The organism is Serratia sp. Je.1.23.a (assembly GCF_051129805.1).
GTDB classification, from domain to species: Bacteria; Pseudomonadota; Gammaproteobacteria; order Enterobacterales; family Enterobacteriaceae; genus Serratia; species Serratia liquefaciens.
In genome coordinates this window covers 67,428-86,528 of the sequence record NZ_JBCPSR010000006.1, presented here as the reverse complement: position 1 = coordinate 86,528, position 19,101 = coordinate 67,428, and the positions used below count along the sequence as shown (strand labels likewise).

The following is a 19,101-nucleotide window of genomic DNA, read 5'->3' as shown; positions in this document are numbered from 1 at the left end:
GCGTGTTCTCACGCTGTGGGCGACAGCGAAAAGGCCGCTGCCGCTCCTGATTCGTTAATTATTCCGTGATGCGCTTATAGACTACTGGCGTCACTTCCGGCGCTTTGTCGCTCAGCACCATCGCACTGCGTACCGCTTCGGCCGCCTGCTGCCAAGTCTCTTCGTCGTTGGCATGGATCACCGCCAGCGGCTGCTGGGTATCCACTTTGTCGCCCAGGCGCGCCATCTCAGTCAGACCCACGCTGTAGTCGATGCTGTCGGTTGCACGGCGACGACCGCCGCCCAGGGACACCACCGCCATGCCCAATGCACGGGTATCCATTGCACTGATGATACCTTTTTTCTCAGCGTAAACCGGCTTGCTGAGGGTTGCGGCAGGCAGATAGCTGTCGTAGCGCTCGACGAAATCTGTCGGGCCCTGCTGTGCGGCGACCATACGGCCAAACACTTCTGCCGCTTTACCATTGTCCAGCACTGCCTGCAGTTTGGCACGCGCATCGGCATCATCTTTCGCCAGGCCACCGGAAAGCAGCATTTCCACGCACAGCGCCATCGTCACTTCCAGCAGGCGCGGGTTGCGGTATTCGCCGGTCAGGAAGCGCACGGCTTCGCGAACTTCCACGGCGTTACCGGCGCTGGAGGCCAGCACCTGGTTCATGTCGGTCAACAGCGCGGTGGTTTTGCACCCGGCGCCGTTGGCTACGCCAACAATCGCCTGCGCCAAATCGGCCGACAGTGCGTAGGTTGGCATAAAGGCACCTGAACCGACTTTGACGTCCATCACCAACGCATCCAGGCCTTCCGCCAGCTTCTTCGCCAGAATAGAGGCGGTGATCAGCGGAATGGAATCTACGGTAGCAGTGATATCACGGGTCGCGTAGAAGCGTTTGTCCGCCGGTGCCAGCGAGCTGGTTTGGCCGATAATCGCCACGCCCACGTCCTGAATAATTTTGCGGAAGGCATTGTCGTCCGGGAAGATATTAAAGCCCGGGATCGCTTCCAGCTTGTCCAGCGTACCGCCGGTATGGCCCAAACCACGGCCGGAGATCATCGGCACATAGCCGCCGCAAGCCGCCACCATCGGGCCCAGCATCAGCGAAGTGACATCGCCCACGCCGCCGGTGGAGTGCTTGTCGACCAGTGGCCCGTTCAGTGACAGGCTTTTCCAGTCCAGCACGGTACCGGAATCACGCATTGCCATGGTCAGCGCCACGCGCTCCGGCATGGTCATATCGTGGAAATAAATGGTCATCGCCAGCGCGGCAATTTGACCTTCTGAAACGACGTTGTCACGGATGCCATTGATGAAAAAGCGAATTTCTGCTTCGCTCAACGGCTGACCGTCACGTTTCTTACGGATAATTTCTTGGGCCAGGAACAAAGCGTCCCCCTGTTTTAGCTAGAGTAGAGTGCAGGCCGGCGATTATCTCGCCTTGCCGACGTAATCGTTCAGTAACCGCTGCCGGACTGCCCGGCACTGTGGCCCAGCGTCGTCAGCAGGCTGGCTAACAGACTGGAAGCCCCGAAGCGGAAATGACGCGCATCGGCCCAACCTTCGCCCAGAATACGATCGGCAAGTTGCAGATAATGCAGCGCGTCTTCCGCTGTGCGTACGCCACCGGCCGGCTTGAAGCCCACCGTTTTGGCAACGCCAAGATCGCGGATCACCGACATCATCAGCTCCGCGCTTTCGAGCGTCGCGTTGACCGGCACTTTACCGGTAGAGGTTTTGATAAAGTCAGCGCCGGCGTTGATGGCGATTTCCGATGCTTTACGGATCAGACTGGCCTGCTTGAGCTCACCGGTTTCAATGATCACTTTCAACAGCACGTTGGCGGCCTGGCAAGCCTGCTTGCACTGTTTGACCAGTTCAAAACCCACCTGCTCGTTACCGGCGATCAGCGCGCGGTAAGGGAACACCACGTCCACCTCATCGGCGCCATAGGCGATAGCCGCGCGCGTTTCCGCCAGCGCGATTTCAATATCGTCGTTGCCATGCGGGAAATTGGTGACGGTCGCAATGCGGATGTCCGGCGTCCCCTGCTCACGCAGAGCCTTGCGCGCCACCGGGATAAAACGCGGGTAAATACAGATGGCCGCCGTATGGCCGGCCGGGCTATTGGCCTGACGACACAGCGCGATCACTTTTTCATCGGTGTCATCGTCGTTCAGCGTGGTCAAATCCATTAAGGTCAGCGCACGTTGCGCTGCTGCGGTTAATTCGGTCATAAAACTCTCCAACTGAGTACCTGGGTGTTGGCGAGCGGACTTGGTTCCTTGAAGATAGCGCTGGGGAACGGGTTCCCACCGCGGCAACTGAGATCCTTCTCACCGCACATAACCCTTCGCATCGCGCAGGGTCAGTAATAGCTATTTGAACACGATCGCCGGGGGCAATTCGCGCTCAGGGTCACACTATATGAAATAACACTGTAACAGGCCGGAATTATATGTGAAGAACATCACAAAATAACGCGATATCGTTCACAAATTCGCTAAAGAAACGGACGCGGGCACGGCACGTTGCGCCCGTCTTAGAGTATAGGCGGTGTCCTGCAATAGGGCTCGCGGCGCTATCACAGGACAGGACCGGGGTTACAGCGCCAGGAAGAACCCGGCGATGGTCGCACTCATCAGGTTGGAGAGCGTACCCGCAGCCACGGCTTTCAGGCCGAAGCGCGCGATGTCATGACGACGGTTCGGCGCCATACTGCCCAGACCGCCGAGCAAGATCGCCACCGACGACAGGTTGGCAAAGCCGCACAGCGCAAAGGAGATGATCGCCTTGGTGTGCGCCGACAGCACCTGCAGCCCTTCTGCCGCCACCACGTCGTCCGGACGCAGGTAAGCACCGAAGTTCATGTAGGCGACGAATTCGTTAACGATAATCTTCTGGCCAATAAACGAGCCGGCCGCCATCGCTTCATGCCAAGGCACGCCGATCAGGAAGGCGATCGGTGAGAATACCCAGCCAAGTATCAGTTCCAGCGACAGCTGCGGATAATCGAACCAGCCGCCGATACCGCCAAGAATGCCGTTCAGCAAAGCGATCAACGCGATAAACGCCAACAGCATCGCGCCGACGTTCAGCGCCAGCTGCATGCCGGAAGCCGCACCTGAAGCTGCCGCATCGATCACGTTGGCCGGGCGTTCATCTTCTGCGATCAATTTCATCGCGTCGTCTTTATCGTGGGTTTTTTCGGTTTCCGGCACCATCAGCTTGGCGAACAGCAAGCCACCCGGAGCAGCCATAAATGAAGCGGCGATCAGATATTCCAGCGGCACCCCCATCTGGGCATAACCTGCCAATACGGAACCGGCTACCGAGGCCAGGCCACCGCACATCACGGTAAACAGCTCAGACTGGGTCATGGTAGCGATATACGGGCGCACCACCAGCGGGGCCTCGGTTTGGCCGACGAAAATATTAGCGGTCGCCGACAGTGATTCGGTCCGTGAGGTACCCAGCAGCTTTTGCAAGCCACCGCCCAACACGCGGATCACCAATTGCATGATACCGAGGTAATACAGTACCGCAATCAGCGAGGAGAAGAACACGATCACCGGCAGTACGCGCAGCGCGAACACAAAACCGCCGCCGCCGAAGACTTCAAACATCTTGTCGGAAACCAGGCCACCGAAGATGAAGGAGATCCCCTGGTTGCCGTAGGCGATCACGTTAGCCACGCCCGCCGACATGCCGCCGAGAATCGCGCGACCAACTGGAACGTACAGCACCAGCGCGCCGATGGCGACCTGAAGAACAAATGCCCAAATAACGGTGCGCAGGTTAATCGCGCGGCGGTTGCTGGAGAGCAGCACCGCAATGGCGATCAGCACCGCCATGCCGACCAGGCTCATGATGAGTTGCATGCAAAGTATCCCTGTTGCGAAAAAGAAATGCATCCCTGTCAGAGAGGAACACGGGGCTGCTTTAGAGTAATTTCGGGGAGCGATTATACGGAGCGAGGTACCCCTCGTACCGATTTATGTCACAAATGCATACAACAGGAAGCAAATGAAAATCTTATAACGTGAGCATCATCACAGTTATGGCGGGTTAGACACCTAAAGGGTAAACAGGGCGTGAGTGTTGTGTTGCAACTGGGCGGCAATATCCTCGGCTGACTCGGGGCGCAAGCGGCACAGTTCCTGGAAAACTTCGGCGGCACGTTCAGGGCGGTTGGGCTGCCCCTGGTAACCGGCCAGCGGCATGTCCGGCGCATCGGTTTCCAACAGCAAGGAGGTCAACGGCAATTGAGCCATCACGCTACGGGTTTTCTGCGCCCGCTCATAGCTGATGGTGCCCCCCACGCCAATGTAATAGCCCAGGCGGATAAACGCCTGCGCCTGTGACAGACTGCCGGCAAAACCGTGTACGACGCCGCGGCGTGGCACTTCGCTACGACGCAGCATCGCCGCCAGCTGATCGTGGCTGCGGCGGGAATGCAGGATCACCGGCAGGTCGTGTTCTTTAGCCAGTTTCAACTGGGCCTTCAATACCCGCTGTTGCCGTTCGAACTGCGGGTTCTCCATATAGAGATCCAGACCAATCTCCCCCACCGCCACCAGCTTCTGAGGTCGGCTGGCCAGAAAACCCGCCAACTGTTCAAGCTCCGCTTCCTGATGCTGGGCAATATACAGCGGGTGCAGCCCGAGGGCTGCGAACAACGGCGGATAGTCGCGCGCCAGTTTTACCACCCGCGCAAAGCGGTCAGAGGTCACAGTCGGCACGATAATACGCCTTACGCCCGCCTGCTCGGCCAACGCCAGGCTTTCAAGCTCCTGTCCGCTGAACGGCGGGAAATCGAAGTGGCAGTGGGTATCGGTGAAATCTGGGGTCACAGCAACCCCCCTTCACCCGGGGGTACGTCACCCGGCAGAATAATCTCTCTCGCGGCCAGATTGGGCTCCGGCTGCGTGGAAAGTTCGCGCGGGTGTGCCACGTCGGTGATGATCGGCGAAGGCATAACGACATTCTCAGGCTGGATCAAACGGCGCGACAGCGCCTTTTTCACCTTCATACCGTCCAGTTTGTCCTGCTCGACCAGCCAGTGCCCGACGGTCGCCAGGAAATAGCGTCCGCAGCGGCGCCCCAGATGATAGTCCTGATTGAGCGAGGTCAGCCGGCTGCCCAAGGCATTACTGGCCAGCGGCTTCGGCGGGAAAATTTCAAAGATGCGCAGCTTGCCGGGCGGCTTCTCAATGAATTGCTGAATGCGGTGATAGCTTTGTTCGTGGTGTTGAAGGATGCGCACCATCTGCTGCAGGCTGCTTTCGCTGAGCCAGTGCTCCATGCGCTTCATCCACTGCGGGGTGTAATACATCTGCGAAGGCACGGTACGGATCACCACGATAGTGTCCGCGCCGCGTCGGTAGGCCTCTTCGACTGGGATCGCATCGCTGATGCCACCGTCCTGATAGCTGACGCCGTCCAAATCCACGCCCATACGGTAAAAACCCGGAATGGCGCTGGATGCCTTGATCGCCGGCAACCAGCTGGCACGCTGCGCCGGCAGGTAAGTGGGTTCAAAGTCATCGCTGCGGCAGGCGCACATCAGGAATTCACGGCCATCGATCAGGTGTTTTTCCGCCACGTCCATTGCCAGCGGCAGCTGTTGCGACGTGGTGTCGATCAGCCAGTCGAGATCGATCAAATGCCCGCCACGCACGAAGCGCAGCGGGTTAAAGAATTCAGCGGAGGTGGTGTAACGGGTGATCACCCGCCGCGCATAGCCCATCTGGCCACAAATAAAGGCCGAGAGATTTTGTGCGCCGGCAGAAGTGCCGATCATCAGATCAAAAGGATTAAAGCGGGCACGCTGAAACTCGTCCAGCACGCCGGCGGTAAAAATGCCGCGCTGCCCGCCCCCTTCACATACCAGCGCCATTTTGCCGGGCCGGTAAGGTTTATACGCCAGCGGTTCTATATTGCCGAGCGTGATGGGTATTCTGTATCCCAACCCTGCATCCTCAGTGAGACGTTTTACCCGAGGATACCTCGTCTTGCTCTCTTCCGTAATCCTCTTGCAGTATGCCAGAGAGGCAGTCATTGCTTCCCATCAGCCAGATGCAGTCATTGTCGGACCACTCCGCCAATGCCTGACACACCCGGCCCTTCAACTGTTTCCAGCGTCCGAGGATGATGTCGCTATTCATGACTGACCTCCCTGGGGTGAGAAAAGGAATTAAGCTTTGTTACACTTTGAGAGAAAAGCTAAGGACGTCGGCGGCCGGTAAACAGGCTGACCAGGAACAGAATGATCCCCACGACGAAGACGATTTTTGCAGCCCAGGCGGCGGTACCCGCCAGAGAGCCGAAACCTAACGCAGCAGCAATCAGTGCGATGACTAAAAAGATAATGCCCCAACGAAACATAAGCTTCTCCTTACCATAGTGAAAAAACACATCGCAACCTGTACCCTTTTCAGGCTCATCCAGGTTGCCGGTCAGTTTCTTTTTTTGATGGTGCTTCCTGGGTTAACCTTTAAGCCAACCCAGGATTTGGTGCTTATTGTTGCTCGTACTAAAACTTACGGCTTAACTACCAGGTCGTTTTTAACGCTTTTCACGCCGTCGATCGCTTTGGCGATGCTTTCTGCACGCTCAGACTGGGCCTGAGTTTTCACTTCACCGGAAAGCTGCACCACACCGTCGGTGGTTTCCACTTTCACGTTGCGTGAAGGCACGATGTCATCGGCCAGCAGTTTGGCTTTCAGTTCACTGGTGGTCGCGGTGTCACCGGCATAAGCCTTCACGGACTGTTTGCTTTCGTCTTTCACGTGCAGCTTGTCGCTGACGGATTTGACGCCTTCAACTTTACCGGCCACTTCAACCGCATGCTCAGCCTGCGCCTGGCTGCCGACAAAACCGCTCAGGGTGACGGTACCTTTTTCCGTTTTCACCGAGATATCGCTGCTGGTAATGGTTTTGTCATCCACCAGCGCACTTTTAACTTTAGCCGTTGTTGCGCTGTCATCCATGTAGCCGTCAACTTTTTTCATGGAGCTATCGATTTTGGCACCCGCGCTATCAGCGGCACTCGACGCTTTGTTGAGCAGCGTATCTTCAGCCAGCGCGCTGCCACTAACCAGAACGGAACCCAAAACAACAGCCATCAGTGATTGTGCAAATTTAGTATTTTTCATCGATCTCTTCCTTTGGTTATGGATCCAAAATGATTGCGGACCCTTCAGTCGCCATAACGCGACTCACTCAGTGAATACTTCACGATTTCTATACGTTCAAACATTCACGCTAAGACGATTGTTGCCACACCAGGAATATTGCAACGGCTGTGCCAACTTTAAAAAATCATTAAAAATCAATAACAAAATAAAAGTTGATTAATAATCGAACTAAAAACTGTCGCCTATTGACGACAACACCTGTCCGTTAAATCAAGGTTATAGCTATGTTATTGATATTAATAACATCACACTGTCTCTTATTGGCAACACTACCGAATAACTCGCTATTATCGTGGCAAAAAATAGTGAATTACGCTTACTGGCTAAATGATGCCCTATTAAATATAGACCATATGACAGAAAAAACAGGAAAGACCGGGTAAATGCTGGCGGATGCGGGGGAGACGAAACTGGTGAAGGAGATTTATTAATTAGCAGAATGGGGAGACGCAATATAACACAGGGCGCCCTAAGGCGCCCTGCTGATCTGTTAGTGCTCGCGCGTTTTGCGGAACACCACTTCCGGATAGCGTTCCTGCGTCAGATTCAGGTTAACCATGGTAGGCGCGATGTAAGACAGGTTGTCCCCGCCGTCCAACGCCAGGTTAAGCTCGTTCTTACGCTTGAACTCCTCGAATTTCTTCACGTCGCTGCATTCCACCCAGCGCGCCGTAGAGACGTTGACCGACTCGTACAAGGCTTCGACGTTGTATTCGCTTTTCAGACGCGCAACTACCACGTCGAACTGCAGCACACCCACCGCGCCCACGATCAAGTCGTTGTTGGCGATTGGACGGAAGACCTGTACCGCCCCTTCTTCGGACAGCTGAACCAGACCCTTCAGCAGCTGTTTTTGCTTCAACGGATCGCGCAGACGAATACGGCGGAACAGCTCCGGTGCGAAGTTCGGGATACCGGTGAACTTCATGTCTTCACCCTGGGTGAAGGTATCGCCGATCTGAATGGTGCCGTGGTTATGCAGGCCAATGATATCGCCCGGATAGGCTTCTTCCACGTGCGAACGGTCGCCCGCCATAAAGGTCAGCGCGTCGGAGATCACCACATCTTTACCGGTACGTACCTGGCGCAGCTTCATGCCTTTCTCATAACGACCAGACACCACGCGCATAAAGGCCACGCGGTCGCGGTGTTTTGGATCCATATTGGCCTGGATCTTGAACACGAAACCGGTGAATTTCTCTTCCGCAGCCACCACTTTACGGGTGTTGCTATCGCGCGGCATCGGCGCCGGCGCCCAGGCGACCAGACCGTCGAGCATGTGATCCACGCCGAAGTTGCCCAGCGCGGTACCGAAGAAGACCGGGGTCAAATCGCCGCTCAGGAAGGCTTCATGATCGAACTCGTGCGAAGCGCCTTGCACCAGCTCCAGCTCTTCACGCAGCTGCGCGGCCAGATCTTCGCCCACCGCGGCGTCCAGCTCTGGGTTATCCAGGCCTTTGACAATGCGCACTTCCTGAATGGTGTGGCCTTTACCGGTCTGGTAGAGGTAGGTTTCATCCTTGTACAGATGATAAACCCCTTTAAACAGCTTGCCGCAGCCGATAGGCCAGGTGATAGGCGAGCAGGCAATTTTCAGCTCACGCTCGACTTCGTCCATCACTTCCATCGGATCGCGGATATCGCGGTCCAATTTGTTCATAAAGGTCAGGATCGGCGTATCGCGCAGACGGGTTACTTCCATCAGCTTACGGGTACGATCTTCAACCCCTTTCGCGGCGTCGATCACCATCAGGCAGCAGTCGACGGCGGTCAGGGTACGATAAGTATCTTCGGAGAAGTCTTCGTGCCCTGGGGTATCCAGCAGGTTAACCAGGCATTCGCGATACGGGAACTGCATCACCGAGGTGGTGATCGAGATACCACGTTGCTTTTCCATTTCCATCCAGTCGGATTTGGCGTGCTGGTTTGAGCCACGGCCTTTTACCGTACCGGCGGTTTGGATCGCCTGTCCGAACAGCAACACCTTTTCGGTAATGGTGGTTTTACCGGCATCGGGGTGCGAGATGATGGCGAAAGTTCTTCTTTTCGAGACTTCGCGGGCAAATTCACTAGGAGACATGTTTTTCAGATTCTACAGTTAGTCCGCCCTGCGAAAGCATCAGAACGCGCCGCGCACGGCGCCAGGCAAAGCGGTAAATAAAAGATAATAGCCGGGCATTTTCGCTGATTTGTCAACCGGTGACAATCAATGCTTTTCCCGGCGGGAAGAAGTTAAAACCAAGACACCGGCTAAGCCAGCGGCAGCGCCATGACGATGGCGTCTTCACGCCCATTGGCGCTCGGATAGTAATTACGGCGGACGGTCACTTCGTTAAAGCCGAGATCTTCATACAACGCAATCGCCGCACGGTTGGAGGCGCGCACTTCCAGCCACAAAGTAACCACACCGCGGGTTTCCAACTGTGCAATCAAGGCTTCCAGCAATTGACGGCCAAAGCCGCGACGCTGCCAGTCGGGGTGAATGGCGATGTTGAACAGCGTGGCCTCATCCAGCACGATCTGGGTAATGGCAAAACCCGCCATCTGCCCGTCGGCGTCCAGTTTCAGGTTAAGATAACGTTCGCCCTGATTGCTGGAAAAGGTGGCTTGCGTCCAGGGAAAGGCGTGACTGGCTTGCTCAATCTTGAAGGCCGTGGCCAGATCGGCCGCGGTCAGGGTAGAAATACTGTTCATGATGACAAATCTGCTGCCAGAGTGCGCGTTTGGCACCCGCATCGAGAGAAAGCTCGGCCAGCGCCGGGCTGTGTAGCTGTGCGCCGGCCACCGCGAGCGGCTCCGCAACGCCCAACCGCCAACTGTTGCATTCGGTATCTTCAGGCAGCATCGCCACCTGATCCGGCGTCAGGCCGTAGGTTTGCGCCGGGGTCAACCCCAGGCTGCGCAACACGTCGCAAAACAGCGGATCGTTATGCTCAGGCAGTGCCTGCGCTACGATCAGCAAACGCACTTCGGGCGGCAGGCTGACCGCTACTTCGCCCTGCAACACGCCCGGGCGGCGCAATGTCCACTGCGTAATACCCAGTTGTTGTAACAGCCAGTCGCGTTTTGATGCCATGCCGATTCCTGTCAGGATCTACCCGTTGTGGTGCGCCATGCCTGCCATGCGCCGCGCTATGCTAACAAACCCGCGCGGACTGCGCCAACATCCCCTTCATCTTTCAGGCTGCAGCGGCGTTGGCTTCCCTCGCTCATCCCAGTCACTGAGTTATCTCAGCTCCCGGGAACTCTCTCGATCCCCGCCTTGCTGGAGCCAGAAAGCTATTGGGCATAAACCCGTCGAACATATCGCCACAAAGCTCTATAATCCCCGGTCTAATTTCTAGGAGCCAAAACCTGATGTCTGCATTAACCCCCGCCAGTGAAGTCATGCTGCGCCACAGTGATGAGTTTATCGAACGCCGCGTTCTGTTTGCCGGTGACCTGCAGGACGCCCTGCCGGCCCAATTCGAGGCCGCGGATGTGCGTGTCCATACCCAGCAGTACCATCACTGGCAGTTACTGAACCGGGCGATGGGCGAAAACGTGCAGTTCGGGCTGACCGTGGACGCTGCGTTTGTCGCCGAGTGCGATACGTTGATCTACTATTGGCCGAAGAGCAAACAGGAAGCGCAATTCCAACTGTGCAACATTCTGGCGCTGCTGCCGGTCGGCGCAGAAGTATTCGTGGTCGGTGAAAACCGCAGCGGCGTGCGCAGTGCCGACCAGATGGTGGAAGACTATGCCACACTGGTGAAAATCGACAGCGCCCGCCGCTGTGGCCTGTATCACGGCCGTCTGGATACGCAGACCGAATTCAACCTGGAAGACTGGTGGGAAAGCTATCAGCTGCACGATCTGGAAGTGAAAACCCTGCCGGGCGTGTTCAGCCGCGACGGGCTGGACGTTGGCAGCTCACTGCTGCTGTCAACCCTGGAAAAACACATGAAAGGCAAGGTGCTGGACGTAGGCTGCGGTGCCGGCGTGATGGCTTCCGTGCTGTCCAAACTGTCGCCGAAGATGAAGCTGACCCTCAGCGACGTCAACGCCGCCGCCGTGGAGTCCAGCCGGGCTACGCTTGCCGCCAACGGCATTGAAGGCGAAGTGATCGTCAGTAACGTCTATTCCGACATTACCGGCCGTTTCGACCTGATCATTTCCAACCCGCCATTCCATGATGGCCTGCAAACCAGCCTGACCGCAGCAGAAACCCTGATCCGCGGGGCGTTGAAACACCTGCCGATCGGCGGCCGTCTGCGCATCGTGGCCAACGCCTTCCTGCCGTATCCGGACATCCTGGACGCCACCTTCGGCAGCCATGAAGTGCTGGCACAAAACGGCCGCTTCAAGGTGTACCAGGCGACCGTAGCCCGTGCGCCGCGCGATACCAAGAAAAAGAAGTAACGGCGACCCGCTAACGCGTCTCCGTATCAGGGCGCAGCGTTTACACGCTGCGCCCTTTTTATTAGCCGTTGATATAGGTCATCGACTCTGCACCGTAGCGTGCCCCTGCCGCGGCCTGCAGGGGGAACACCGCCTCAATGGCCGCCAGTTCGGCGGCGCTGAGCGTCAATTCGGCCGCGGCGATATTCTCTTCCAGATAGCGACGGCGTTTGGTGCCAGGGATCGGGACAATGTGCTCACCCTGCGCCAACACCCAGGCTAACGCCAACTGCGACGGCGCAACGCCTTTCTGCTTAGCCAGCTCGGTCACTTTTTCCACCAGCGCCAGATTGCGTGCAAAGTTTTCCCCCTGAAAACGCGGGTTGCTGCGACGGAAATCGTCAGCGTTCAGATCTTCTGGCCGTTGGATCGCTCCGGTCAGAAAACCGCGCCCCAGCGGGCTATAGGGAACAAACCCAATGCCCAGGCGTTCACAGGCCGCCAATACGCCCTGCTCGGCATCGCGTGTCCACAATGAATACTCAGTTTGCAGCGCCGTAATCGGGTGGACTTTATGCGCTCGCTCCAGCGTGGCGACCGAAACTTCGCTTAGCCCGATATAACGGATTTTTCCTTCGCTAATCAGGTCCGCCATCGTACCTACCACCTCTTCAATCGGCACTTCAGGATCGACGCGGTGCTGGTAATAAAGATCAATCACCTCGACCCCGAGACGCTTCAGGCTGCCCTCCACCGATCGGCGGATGTACTCCGGTCGGCTGCTGACGCCCCGCGCTGCAGGGTTGGCCGGATCGCGCACAATGCCAAACTTGGTGGCCAGAAAGACCTGCTGCCGCTTGCCCTTGATCGCTTTGCCAATCAGCTGTTCATTGGTGTGTGGGCCGTACATGTCGGCGGTATCCAGCAGAGTGACGCCCAACTCCAGCGCACGGTGCAGCGTGGCGATAGCTTCTTGTTCATCGTGAGCGGTCGAATAAAAATCACTCATCCCCATGCAGCCCAACCCCAGAGCGGAAACCAGCGGGCCAGTGGGACCTAATTTGCGTTGTTGCATTGTGTTGCCCTCTTGCGGTTTTTATCAGCGAAGATGCTGATGCAACAGAGTCTGGTTGTTTCGCTTAAAAAGATAAATAATGCAGATTACTCATCACTGTTCATAAATCACTAACAATACGGAGCGGGCAAGATGGATCAGATCCAGGCCATGCGCATTTTTACCCGTATCGTCGAACTGGGCAGTTTCAGTCGGGCGGCGGAACGCCTGCAGTTACCCCGCGCCACGGTCAGCAATGCCGTTAAGCGGCTGGAGCAGCGCCTCGGTGTGCGCCTGCTGCTGCGCACCACCCGTCAGGTACAGGTGACCAGCGAAGGCACCCTCTATTACCAGCGTTGTGTACAGTTGCTGGGCGCACTGGAAGAGGCGGACACCTTGTTCAGCCATCAAAAACTGCAGCCCTCCGGCAAAGTGCGTATCGATATGCCCCATTCGCTGGCGCGCGAAATCGTTATTCCGGCATTGGATGACTTTTACCGGCGCTACCCGGATCTGACCCTGGCATTGGGTGCCAACGACACCCACGTGGATTTACTGCGTGATGGAGTAGATTGCGTGCTGCGTGCCTGGGAAACCGAAGATGACAGCCTGGTGGCACGCCGCATTGCCATGTTGCCACAGCTGACCTGCGCCTCGCCTGCTTACCTGGCGGCGTTCGGCGTGCCGCAGTCGATTGACCAGCTACAGCAGCACCAGGCGGTAGGTTATTTTTCCCTCACCAGCAACCGGGATTATCCGCTGGAGTTTTGCCGCAACGGCAAAGTGGAATTGCGCGAATTGCCCGCCAAACTGAGCGTCAGCGGGGCTGATGCCTACACCAGCGGCTGCCGCGCCGGCATGGGGCTGATACAGGCAGCGCATTATTCGCTGGCACCCTGGCTGCAGAAAGGAGAATTGGTCGAAGTGTTGGCAGAAACCCCGCCACCGCCGATGCCCATTTACGTCATGTATCCCCCCGGCCGTTTCCTTGCGCCACGGGTCAGGGTGTTGATTGACTGGCTGATTTGGCTGTTTGAACGCTATCAGTCACCCAAAACGGACGTTTTTCCAGCAAACGCCCGCAAACAGGGGAAATAACTATTGACGTACCCGCCAAAATCTCTAGAATTCGCCTCCGTGGTAACGTTACTCCGGTAATGTATCTGGTATGCGAAGGTGGCGGAATTGGTAGACGCGCTAGCTTCAGGTGTTAGTGTCCTTACGGACGTGAGGGTTCAAGTCCCTCTCTTCGCACCAAATAACCACATGATTTATATTGCACAGCATCAATGCGAAGGTGGCGGAATTGGTAGACGCGCTAGCTTCAGGTGTTAGTGTTCTTACGGACGTGAGGGTTCAAGTCCCTCTCTTCGCACCAAGCTGGTGATATAAATCGAAAGCAAAACAAAGATTATCGGCTGTGCGAAGGTGGCGGAATTGGTAGACGCGCTAGCTTCAGGTGTTAGTGTTCTTACGGACGTGAGGGTTCAAGTCCCTCTCTTCGCACCAATCGATAAATCTCTTCGGAAGCCCTCCCCCCAAAGCTATTCCCAATCGAAACGATAACCAACATGCGATAGCGTGATTTTTGCGTTTTTATCCCAGATTGAAATTCAGGCTGATCGCCGCCAATCCCCCAGCCAATGCCATACAGGAAGGCAGCAGCAGGTAATGCCGCCAGCGGCTGTTGAACAACATCACCAGCGTCGCCAGCATAGCGATCACAATCAGCGTACGCAGTTGCATCATATCCAGGTTGATCAATGCCAGTAACGGCATTAAAGCGCAGGGCAACAAAACGCCCCAGGCGCTGGCCAGCCGATTGCCCAGGCACCAACTGACGCCCCACAACCCACACGCGGTAATCATGGCTGCAATCATGATAACCCTACCCTTCAAGTGATAATGATAACCAATATCATATAACACTTTTTTTCACTGCGCATCATTTTCGCCGCAACCACCAAACGCGGATGACATAACGGTGTAAAAATGATAGTTTGCCATAAGAAAATTCTTAGTCTTATTCGCATGTTAATAATCACAATCAACAACCATACAATGCGAATGTTTAATTCACGCCGATAGAATTTTTCGCCACCTTAATTTTTCGACAGATCGATATTGTGAAGAGTGAACTCCGTATGAACGCGCGTTCTTATCAGGAACTGCTGAACAGCAAACACCGCTTATCATTATTTTTATTTTTGTTAATGAACGCGGCCTCTTCCATATTTACATTATTGGTCCCATTTAATGACAAGCCAGCTTTTACCCTACCTTTATTAGGTATACCGATATTTTGTCTGGTGGCGCTGTTATTTACCTTGCAGTCTCCACGGTTATACGTCAAAAAATTGAATCTATTTTCCTGCGTGCTTGGCCTGCTGTGGGCTGCCCATATTTACGTTAAAAGTCAGTACTGTGCGCCGAACAACCAAAGTTTTCTATTAATTAGTCTGTTCAGTATGTTTTTTATCAGCGCCATTGCCTTAACCGATAACTTTATCGCTTTTTGCCTGCACGCCGTGCCTTCCGCCCTGGTTATTCTATTACTGGACGGTATGCACAATACCACCAGGATCGTATTCACCACGGTATTGCCGATTATCGCATTCTCTATTCATCATCTGATGCTCAAACGCAGCGAGCTTTTTACCCAAACGCTGGTAGCCAATCTGTATAACGAACGGGACCGGTTCAGCAATTTGAGCATGATCGATCCCTTAACCGGGCTTTATAACCGCCGGGGACTGGAAAATAAAATCAATATGCTGACGGTGCCGCCGTCGGGTTGTCATTTCGTGGTGTTACTCGATATCGACCATTTCAAGGCTTATAACGATAACTATGGTCATACCATGGGCGATCAGGCGCTGGTGCAGGTTGCCATCACCATCCGCGATTCGGTGCGTTCTCGCGATATTGTGGTGCGCTACGGCGGGGAAGAGTTTCTGGTGCTGCTGACCAACGTCAGCGAGGATTACGCCACCCAGTTGGCCGAACGGGTGCGGCTGCGGGTGCAGGGATTAAAAATCCCCCATCGCTTCAACCAGTTGGAAAGCACCACTGTGACGCTCAGCGCCGGGATCTCCGCCTTGGACAAACTTGACGTGTCCTCGGCGATCCGTGCGGCCGATGCCGCCTTGTATCAGGCGAAAAACAACGGCCGCAATAATATTCAGTTGGCGCCTAGCGTGCAGCCCGCCGCTGTCTGAGCCGGCGGGCCAGACTTTTAGCGACGGCGCTGCTGCAAACCGTAAACAAACACCACGCCGAAGCACAACAGCGGCAACACATACGACAGTGCCGTACTGTATTTGTCCGCCAGCGCCCCCATAAAGTAAGGCATGATGGCCCCCCCGACGATCGCCATGATCATAAAGGAGCTGGCACGCTTGGTGTGTTTGCCCATGTTTTTCACCCCCAGGGCGAAAATGGTCGGGAACATGATCGACATAAAGAAGAACACCGCGATCAATGCCACCACCGAGACCCCATCCAGGCTGAGCATCACCACGCCACACAGCGCAATGTTAATCAGCGAGTAGATCATCAGCAACGTGGCCGGCTTGACCCGGCCCATCAGCCAGGTGCTGAAGAAGCGCCCGACCATAAAGCAAATCATGGCGATAGAAAGCAAGTAGGACGCACTTTGGTTGGACACTTCGTTCCAGTGTTCGGTGGCGTAGTTGATAAAGAATGCACCGACGCCCACTTGGGCTGCCACATAGAAGAACTGGGTGATCACCCCGCCGACAAAGTGTTTGTGCTGCCATAGCCCCTGAGCGATTTCACCGTGTTCCGGTTGCTCTTCCTCACGAATGTCCGGCAGCCGGGTGCGGCCGAACAAAAAGGCAATCAGCAGCACCAGCACGGCGATCGCCACATAGGTCATCTTCACCGCGCTCTGGTCACCGCTGCTCGCCCCTTGGGTGGCAGAGAAAAACAGCGTGCCGCCGATCATCGGGCCGATAAACTGCCCCAGACCGTTAAACGACTGGGAAAGATTCAGCCGCCGTTCGGCCCCCTTCGCGTCGCCCAGTACCGTGGCATAAGGGTTGGCCGCCGTTTCCAGGCAGCCCAGCCCACAGGCAATGACAAACAGCGCGAACAGGAACATGGCGAAGCTGTTGGCGGATGCCGCCGGCACAAACAGCAACGCCCCCAGCGCATACAGGCACAGCCCGACCAAAATTCCGGCCTTGTACCCTTTCTTATCCATAAAATAGCCGGCGGGCAGCGCCACCAGGAAGTAGGCGCCGAAATATGCCGCCTGCAATAATCCCGACTGCGCCTTGGTAACGTGCAATGTCTCCTGGAAGTGTTTGTTTAATACGTCCAACAGGCCATACGACAGCCCCCACATAAAGAACAGGCTGGTGACCAGAATAAAAGCCCAGCGCAGGTTGGCGGTTGACTTGACGCCCAGCTGTGGCGGGGCCGCACTTTTTTCAGCAAGCATTGATATATCCTCGGTAGGGTAGCGATGTTATTGTTTTTGTAAAGAAAATATCTGCTCCATCTCCACCCATTTTTCGCCTTTCGGCGTCCAGGGGGTGGCGACCTGGTATTGCCACATCAGGGCTTCCCAGCGCTGCACGTGGGGGTTGCTCAGGCCGGCGGCGGCAAACCGCGCGGCATCGAACTCGGTACTAACGTCAACAATCATGAACAGCCGGGTGCCCAGCCGATAAATCTCCATATCCAAAATGCCGTGCTCCCGCAGATGAGCGGCAATCTCCGGCCAGATACGCTGGTGATGGTGCAGGTACTCCTCGATCAGCGCCGGTGAGTCGACCAGATCGAGCGCCTGACAAAAGCGCCGTCCCCTGTCCGCCGCGCCACTCATGTGATCGCCCGATCAAGATGCAGATAACCGCCATCCACCGACAGCCATTGCCCGGTGGTGTGCGACGAACGCGATGAAATCAAAAACACCACGATGTTGGCGATTTCCTGCGGCGTGGTCATCCGATGTTCGAGAGGAATGCGTGCGGTAATTTTCTCGAGCTGCTGTTCCGGCTGCTCGAAGGTACTGATCCAGCGCTGATACTGCGGTGTGATCACCTCCGCCGGAACCACCGCATTCACCCTTACGCCTTCATGGCGCAGCGACACCGCCCACTCGCGGGTCAACGCCAGCACTGCGCCCTTGGCGGCGGTATAACCGCTGGTGCCGCCCTGCCCGCTCAGGGCCGTTTTGGAAGCGATGTTGACGATGGCACCCTTGCTGTTTTGCAGCGCCGACTGACACAGGTGCGCCATCAGGTAGTAATGGATCAGGTTTTTCTCCAGCGATCCGACAAAGGCCTCGCGGCCGGCCTCCAACCCCACGCCATCGTTAACACCGGCGTTATTCACCAGCGCATCGATGCGGCCGAAGGTCTCTTGCGTTTGCGCCACAGCCCGTCGACATTCCCGCTCTTCGCATAAGTCGGTGATGATCACCACACTCTGCGGCTGCAACCGCCGTAGCTGCGCCAGAAACTCCGCCTCTGGTGCAGCGTTGGTGACAATCACCGGGATCGCCCCTTCCTCCGCCAGCAGCAGGGTGATGGCCGCACCGATGCCGGAACCGCCGCCGGTGACGATCACCACCTTATCTTTCAGATACAGATCCATAACCAGACTCCGTTAAGCCATAAATTCGGCAGGCGGTGCCGCCCCAAATCTCCGCCTGTTGCGAAGGACTCAGCGTGGCGATCGCCTGCTCACTCAGTTGATAAACCTGGCCATAGTCCCCGGCCAGCAGGCACACCGGCCAGTCGGAACCAAACATCAGCCGCTGCGGGCCGAATGCCTCCAGCGCCGCATCAAAAAACGGCAGCAGCTGCGATGCCTGCCACCGGCCACCGGGCACTTCGGTGATAAGCCCCGACAGTTTGCAGACCACATGGCCCAATGCCGCCAACGGCTTGATTTGCTGCGCCCAGTGCTTTGCGCCCAAAGCGATATCCGGTTTGCCGAGATGGTCCAATACCAACCAGTAGTCGTCATGTTCAGCGGCAAACTGCGCCGCCGCAGTCAAGTGCCGGTGGGTGACCAACATGTCGTAGACGTAGCCCTGCCGCTGCAGCATCTGCATGCCGCGCCGCACTTCCGGCCGCGCCAGCCAGGCGTCCGGCTGCGGTTCATCCTGCACCAGATGACGCAGGCCACGCAGCAGAGGCTGCTGCCGCCATTCATCAAGCCGCTGCGCCAGCTGCGGCGCAGTGATGTCCAGCCAGCCCACTACCCCGCAGACGCCACGGCTCTGCTGCACCTGTGTCAACAGTTCCTGTGTTTCCTGCTCGCCGTGGCGGGCCTGCACCACCAGCGCGCCGTCAAAACCGTGGTGTTGCAGCAACGGATCAAGCTGCGCCGGACCAAAGTCCTGCTGCAGCACCGCCATCTGCTCGCTGATCCACGGGTAGCGTTGCGGATGGTATTGCCAGTAATGTTGGTGGGCATCGATGCGCAGCATGGGCTGTTTC

At 56.4% G+C, this 19,101-nt stretch carries 20 protein-coding genes and 3 tRNA genes; 6 read left to right on the top strand and 17 right to left on the bottom strand.

The window, feature by feature from the left end:
* Positions 1-58: 58 nt before the first annotated feature.
* The 11 genes from deoA to AAZT04_RS19520 all read right to left on the bottom strand — a co-directional run bounded on the left by deoA (position 59) and on the right by AAZT04_RS19520 (position 10,267).
* The gene (deoA, locus tag AAZT04_RS19570) at positions 59-1,381 is read right to left on the bottom strand and encodes a thymidine phosphorylase (protein WP_046374560.1); all 1,323 of its coding nucleotides are present in this window, start codon (positions 1,379-1,381) and stop codon (positions 59-61) included.
* Positions 1,382-1,449: 68 nt separating this feature from the next.
* Complete coding sequence (gene deoC / locus AAZT04_RS19565; protein ID WP_020825115.1) at positions 1,450-2,229, bottom strand: deoxyribose-phosphate aldolase; 780 nt, start codon at positions 2,227-2,229, stop codon at positions 1,450-1,452.
* A 366-nt stretch (positions 2,230-2,595) separates the two neighbouring features.
* On the bottom strand, positions 2,596-3,873 hold the full coding sequence (locus AAZT04_RS19560; RefSeq protein ID WP_020825114.1) for a NupC/NupG family nucleoside CNT transporter: 1,278 nt from the start codon (positions 3,871-3,873) through the stop codon (positions 2,596-2,598).
* Positions 3,874-4,068: 195 nt separating this feature from the next.
* A complete protein-coding gene (locus AAZT04_RS19555) occupies positions 4,069-4,845 on the bottom strand; it encodes a TatD family hydrolase (RefSeq protein ID WP_434681426.1) in 777 nt (258 codons plus the stop codon).
* Complete coding sequence (locus AAZT04_RS19550) at positions 4,842-5,963, bottom strand: patatin-like phospholipase family protein (protein ID WP_041414172.1); 1,122 nt, start codon at positions 5,961-5,963, stop codon at positions 4,842-4,844. The genes AAZT04_RS19555 and AAZT04_RS19550 overlap by 4 nt, the downstream gene beginning before the upstream one ends.
* Positions 5,964-5,973: 10 nt before the next feature.
* Positions 5,974-6,159, bottom strand: coding sequence for a CsbD family protein (locus tag AAZT04_RS19545; protein WP_020825111.1), 186 nt, complete (start codon positions 6,157-6,159; stop codon positions 5,974-5,976).
* Between the two features lie 58 nt (positions 6,160-6,217).
* A complete protein-coding gene (locus AAZT04_RS19540) occupies positions 6,218-6,379 on the bottom strand; it encodes a DUF1328 domain-containing protein (protein ID WP_004857650.1) in 162 nt (53 codons plus the stop codon).
* Between the two features lie 155 nt (positions 6,380-6,534).
* Complete coding sequence (gene osmY, locus AAZT04_RS19535) at positions 6,535-7,149, bottom strand: molecular chaperone OsmY (protein WP_020825110.1); 615 nt, start codon at positions 7,147-7,149, stop codon at positions 6,535-6,537.
* 532 nt (positions 7,150-7,681) lie between these two features.
* Positions 7,682-9,271 carry a peptide chain release factor 3 gene (gene prfC, locus AAZT04_RS19530; RefSeq protein WP_020825109.1) on the bottom strand — a complete coding sequence of 530 codons (1,590 nt, stop codon included), beginning with the start codon at positions 9,269-9,271 and terminating at the stop codon, positions 7,682-7,684.
* 170 nt (positions 9,272-9,441) lie between these two features.
* On the bottom strand, positions 9,442-9,885 hold the full coding sequence (rimI, locus tag AAZT04_RS19525; protein WP_434681421.1) for a ribosomal protein S18-alanine N-acetyltransferase: 444 nt from the start codon (positions 9,883-9,885) through the stop codon (positions 9,442-9,444).
* A complete protein-coding gene (locus AAZT04_RS19520) occupies positions 9,830-10,267 on the bottom strand; it encodes a DNA polymerase III subunit psi (protein WP_020825107.1) in 438 nt (145 codons plus the stop codon). The genes rimI and AAZT04_RS19520 overlap by 56 nt, the downstream gene beginning before the upstream one ends.
* 281 nt (positions 10,268-10,548) lie before the next feature.
* Here AAZT04_RS19520 and rsmC point away from each other — a divergent pair, with 281 nt between their 5' ends.
* Positions 10,549-11,592, top strand: a complete 1,044-nt coding sequence (rsmC, locus tag AAZT04_RS19515) for a 16S rRNA (guanine(1207)-N(2))-methyltransferase RsmC (protein WP_046374563.1) — start codon at positions 10,549-10,551, stop codon at positions 11,590-11,592.
* Positions 11,593-11,653: 61 nt separating this feature from the next.
* On the opposite strand, the gene AAZT04_RS19510 is transcribed toward rsmC, so the two are convergent.
* Positions 11,654-12,646 (bottom strand): aldo/keto reductase, encoded by a 993-nt coding sequence (locus AAZT04_RS19510; protein ID WP_434681418.1) that lies wholly within the window; start codon positions 12,644-12,646, stop codon positions 11,654-11,656.
* Between the two features lie 132 nt (positions 12,647-12,778).
* On the opposite strand from AAZT04_RS19510, the gene AAZT04_RS19505 reads away from it, so the two are divergent.
* From AAZT04_RS19505 to AAZT04_RS19490, 4 genes are all read left to right on the top strand, one after another.
* Complete coding sequence (locus tag AAZT04_RS19505; RefSeq protein WP_046374565.1) at positions 12,779-13,723, top strand: LysR family transcriptional regulator; 945 nt, start codon at positions 12,779-12,781, stop codon at positions 13,721-13,723.
* A gap of 72 nt (positions 13,724-13,795) precedes the next feature.
* Positions 13,796-13,882: transfer RNA gene (locus AAZT04_RS19500), tRNA-Leu, on the top strand.
* 34 nt (positions 13,883-13,916) lie between these two features.
* Positions 13,917-14,003: transfer RNA gene (locus AAZT04_RS19495), tRNA-Leu, on the top strand.
* 44 nt (positions 14,004-14,047) lie between these two features.
* A tRNA-Leu gene (locus tag AAZT04_RS19490) sits at positions 14,048-14,134 on the top strand.
* A gap of 87 nt (positions 14,135-14,221) precedes the next feature.
* On the opposite strand, the gene AAZT04_RS19485 is transcribed toward AAZT04_RS19490, so the two are convergent.
* Positions 14,222-14,506 carry a DUF1435 domain-containing protein gene (locus AAZT04_RS19485; RefSeq protein ID WP_020825103.1) on the bottom strand — a complete coding sequence of 95 codons (285 nt, stop codon included), beginning with the start codon at positions 14,504-14,506 and terminating at the stop codon, positions 14,222-14,224.
* Between the two features lie 263 nt (positions 14,507-14,769).
* On the opposite strand from AAZT04_RS19485, the gene AAZT04_RS19480 reads away from it, so the two are divergent.
* Positions 14,770-15,843, top strand: a complete 1,074-nt coding sequence (locus AAZT04_RS19480; protein ID WP_020825102.1) for a GGDEF domain-containing protein — start codon at positions 14,770-14,772, stop codon at positions 15,841-15,843.
* A gap of 17 nt (positions 15,844-15,860) precedes the next feature.
* Here the strand turns inward: AAZT04_RS19480 and fucP are convergent, their stop codons facing one another.
* From fucP to AAZT04_RS19460, 4 genes are read right to left on the bottom strand one after another with little or no spacing between them, the layout of a single operon-like run.
* Positions 15,861-17,090, bottom strand: a complete 1,230-nt coding sequence (gene fucP / locus AAZT04_RS19475) for an L-fucose:H+ symporter permease (protein ID WP_020825101.1) — start codon at positions 17,088-17,090, stop codon at positions 15,861-15,863.
* A 27-nt stretch (positions 17,091-17,117) separates the two neighbouring features.
* Positions 17,118-17,477: an L-rhamnose mutarotase gene (locus AAZT04_RS19470; RefSeq protein WP_046374566.1), complete on the bottom strand. Its 360-nt coding sequence runs from the start codon at positions 17,475-17,477 to the stop codon at positions 17,118-17,120.
* Positions 17,474-18,250: an SDR family oxidoreductase gene (locus AAZT04_RS19465; RefSeq protein WP_048762888.1), complete on the bottom strand. Its 777-nt coding sequence runs from the start codon at positions 18,248-18,250 to the stop codon at positions 17,474-17,476. Before AAZT04_RS19465 ends, AAZT04_RS19470 begins: the two co-directional genes overlap by 4 nt.
* The gene (locus AAZT04_RS19460) at positions 18,228-19,091 is read right to left on the bottom strand and encodes an amidohydrolase family protein (RefSeq protein ID WP_261158985.1); all 864 of its coding nucleotides are present in this window, start codon (positions 19,089-19,091) and stop codon (positions 18,228-18,230) included. The genes AAZT04_RS19465 and AAZT04_RS19460 overlap by 23 nt, the downstream gene beginning before the upstream one ends.
* Between the last annotated feature and the right edge of the window lie 10 nt (positions 19,092-19,101).

What these genes read in the sequence shown, in the direction of transcription:
- deoC (WP_020825115.1), bottom strand. Translation starts at nt 2,229, where the DNA reads ATGACCGAATTAACCGCAGCAGCGCAACGTGCGCTGACCTTAATGGAT.
- AAZT04_RS19480 (WP_020825102.1), top strand. Translation starts at nt 14,770, where the DNA reads ATGAACGCGCGTTCTTATCAGGAACTGCTGAACAGCAAACACCGCTTA.
- prfC (WP_020825109.1), bottom strand. Translation starts at nt 9,271, where the DNA reads ATGTCTCCTAGTGAATTTGCCCGCGAAGTCTCGAAAAGAAGAACTTTC.
- AAZT04_RS19465 (WP_048762888.1), bottom strand. Translation starts at nt 18,250, where the DNA reads ATGGATCTGTATCTGAAAGATAAGGTGGTGATCGTCACCGGCGGCGGT.
- rimI (WP_434681421.1), bottom strand. Translation starts at nt 9,885, where the DNA reads ATGAACAGTATTTCTACCCTGACCGCGGCCGATCTGGCCACGGCCTTC.
- rsmC (WP_046374563.1), top strand. Translation starts at nt 10,549, where the DNA reads ATGTCTGCATTAACCCCCGCCAGTGAAGTCATGCTGCGCCACAGTGAT.
- AAZT04_RS19540 (WP_004857650.1), bottom strand. Translation starts at nt 6,379, where the DNA reads ATGTTTCGTTGGGGCATTATCTTTTTAGTCATCGCACTGATTGCTGCT.
- AAZT04_RS19510 (WP_434681418.1), bottom strand. Translation starts at nt 12,646, where the DNA reads ATGCAACAACGCAAATTAGGTCCCACTGGCCCGCTGGTTTCCGCTCTG.
- AAZT04_RS19560 (WP_020825114.1), bottom strand. Translation starts at nt 3,873, where the DNA reads ATGCAACTCATCATGAGCCTGGTCGGCATGGCGGTGCTGATCGCCATT.
- AAZT04_RS19470 (WP_046374566.1), bottom strand. Translation starts at nt 17,477, where the DNA reads ATGAGTGGCGCGGCGGACAGGGGACGGCGCTTTTGTCAGGCGCTCGAT.
- AAZT04_RS19520 (WP_020825107.1), bottom strand. Translation starts at nt 10,267, where the DNA reads ATGGCATCAAAACGCGACTGGCTGTTACAACAACTGGGTATTACGCAG.
- fucP (WP_020825101.1), bottom strand. Translation starts at nt 17,090, where the DNA reads ATGCTTGCTGAAAAAAGTGCGGCCCCGCCACAGCTGGGCGTCAAGTCA.
- AAZT04_RS19460 (WP_261158985.1), bottom strand. Translation starts at nt 19,091, where the DNA reads ATGCTGCGCATCGATGCCCACCAACATTACTGGCAATACCATCCGCAA.
- osmY (WP_020825110.1), bottom strand. Translation starts at nt 7,149, where the DNA reads ATGAAAAATACTAAATTTGCACAATCACTGATGGCTGTTGTTTTGGGT.
- AAZT04_RS19505 (WP_046374565.1), top strand. Translation starts at nt 12,779, where the DNA reads ATGGATCAGATCCAGGCCATGCGCATTTTTACCCGTATCGTCGAACTG.
- AAZT04_RS19485 (WP_020825103.1), bottom strand. Translation starts at nt 14,506, where the DNA reads ATGATTGCAGCCATGATTACCGCGTGTGGGTTGTGGGGCGTCAGTTGG.
- AAZT04_RS19545 (WP_020825111.1), bottom strand. Translation starts at nt 6,159, where the DNA reads ATGAATAGCGACATCATCCTCGGACGCTGGAAACAGTTGAAGGGCCGG.